A 2,033-nucleotide genomic window follows, 5' to 3' on the forward strand; every position below is an offset into this window, starting at 1 on the left:
CCCCCCCCCCCCCCCCCCCCCCCCCCCCCCCCCCCCCCCCCCCCCCCCCCCCCCCCCCCCCCCCCCCCCCCCCCCCCCCCCCCCCCCCCCCCCCCCCCCCCCCCCCCCCCCCCCCCCCCTCGCCGCCGCCGGCTCCCCCGCTGCCTCGCCGACTGGTGTTCAGTCGTGTGCTCTTCCGACCTGGCGGCCTCGTCCGCCTCCCCCGCCTCGCCGGCCGCCGCGGCCGGCCTCGGCGCCGTGGGTGGCCACCTCGGCGCCGCCGGCTCCACCACGGCCGGCGGCAAGCACCGCGGCGGCTCGGCGCCCGAGGCGACGGCGTCGAGCGCGACGGCCTCGTCGAGCGCGACGGCCTCGACGCCGTCGACCGGGACCTCCACGCCGTCCACCTCGTCCACGCCGTCCACGCCGTCCACGACCTCCAGGCCGGCCGAATCGGACGGCGGCGCCCAATCCGGCCGCCACGCCGGTTCCGGTGACACGTCGTCAACGGCCTCGGGCACCTCGGCCGCTTCGCACGGCAGCTACACCGTCCGCGCGGGCGACAGCCTCTCGGGCATCGCGTCGAGCGAGCGGGTGGACGGCGGCTGGCACGCGCTCTACGACGCGAACAAGTCCGCCCTCGGGTCCGATCCCGACCACATCGTCCCTGGCCAGACACTCGACCTCGGCGTCGGCTGACGCCGCACGCGACTTCTGCCACAGCGCACGGGCGGCCACGAAGTGGCCCCCGTGCGCTGTCAGTTCGGCACTGTATGTCCGATTCTGTGAAAGTGAGACAAGCGTCTCTTCGGGTTGTTTGGTCGAAATGGCCCACCCAAAGGGCCTGTTTCGGCCGCCACCTGGGGATATGGGTCCATGTGGGTGAACGCTTTGGGCGTTTTCGTCGAGATGTCCTTCTTTGAAGATCCGACAGTCATATGTTTACGGTCTTCATCGCTCGCACCGCGGGCCCTGACGACCGAAACGCCGAATCCTGCCGTCGGTCGCCAGGAACAGTCGTCGCGTCAAGCGCCGTAGGCAGGAGCGGGGGACCCATGGTTCCGCCGCCGGACCGGGAAGGCCGTCCCACAAGGACAGCCCAGCGGACCGGCTAGGGGTGAAGCCGCGAGCGGCACGCACGAGCAGTGCGGGCCGCACGGACCACGAAGCACGTGGGCCGATCGCGACCGGGCAACTCACTTGGCCCGAACCCGACAGCTGACCTCGCAGGCGTCGGTGAGGAGATGTTCCATGCTGCTGCGCTCCAGCAAGGCCCACAAGCACCGCCGCCCGTCGAAGGCCGTCCGCTACGCCACGCTCGCCGGTGTCACCGGTGCGGCCGTGGCCGTCCCGCTGCTGACCGCCACGTCGGCCTCCGCCGCCTCCGTCTCCGAGTGGGACCAGGTCGCCCAGTGCGAGTCCGGCGGCAACTGGTCGATCAACACCGGCAACGGCTTCTACGGCGGCCTGCAGTTCACGAACTCCACCTGGGCCGCGTACGGCGGCACCGCCTACGCGCCGCAGGCCAACCAGGCCACGAAGTCCCAGCAGATCGCCATCGGCGAGAAGGTGCTCGCCGGGCAGGGCAAGGGCGCCTGGCCCTCCTGCGGCGTGAACCTCTCGGGCCCCGGCGGCTCCGGCGCGGCGCAGGGCAGCGACACGTCGTCGCAGTCCGCTCCGTCGCACCAGTCGCAGTCGAGCACCTCGCACCAGTCCTCCGGGCAGTCCTCCCACAGCGGCTCCGAGCACGCGAGCCGCGGCAGCGCCCGCCCGACGAAGATCAAGAAGGGCGACGGCGAGTACAAGGTCAAGTCCGGCGACACCCTCTCGAAGATCGCCAAGGCGCACCACGTCAAGGGCGGATGGCACAAGCTGTTCGACCTGAACAAGAGCATCGTCACGGACGCCAACGTGATCTACCCGGGTCAGCAGCTGCACCTGCACTGATCCGGCGCAGGCGGCCGCGCCCACACCGCGGCCGCCACGCGGCGCTCCCGCAGCTCGTCGTCGCGTCCGCGCCGCGGCCCACTCGGCCGGCACCCCGCAGGGCGGGG

General features: G+C 73.0%; 2 protein-coding genes and 1 riboswitch. Both genes read left to right on the plus strand.

Features of this window, described 5'->3' with window-relative positions; all coding sequences use genetic code 11:
• The first annotated feature begins 165 nt into the window (after positions 1-165).
• On the plus strand, positions 166-678 hold the full coding sequence (locus JFN87_RS34220) for a LysM peptidoglycan-binding domain-containing protein (RefSeq protein WP_307865690.1): 513 nt from the start codon (positions 166-168) through the stop codon (positions 676-678).
• A gap of 321 nt (positions 679-999) precedes the next feature.
• Positions 1,000-1,227: riboswitch (cyclic di-AMP (ydaO/yuaA leader) on the plus strand.
• A 6-nt stretch (positions 1,228-1,233) separates the two neighbouring features.
• Complete coding sequence (locus JFN87_RS33035) at positions 1,234-1,926, plus strand: transglycosylase family protein (protein ID WP_245182856.1); 693 nt, start codon at positions 1,234-1,236, stop codon at positions 1,924-1,926.
• Positions 1,927-2,033 lie beyond the last annotated feature (107 nt).

The organism is Streptomyces montanisoli (genome assembly GCF_017813245.1).
GTDB classification, from domain to species: Bacteria; Actinomycetota; Actinomycetes; order Streptomycetales; family Streptomycetaceae; genus Streptomyces; species Streptomyces montanisoli.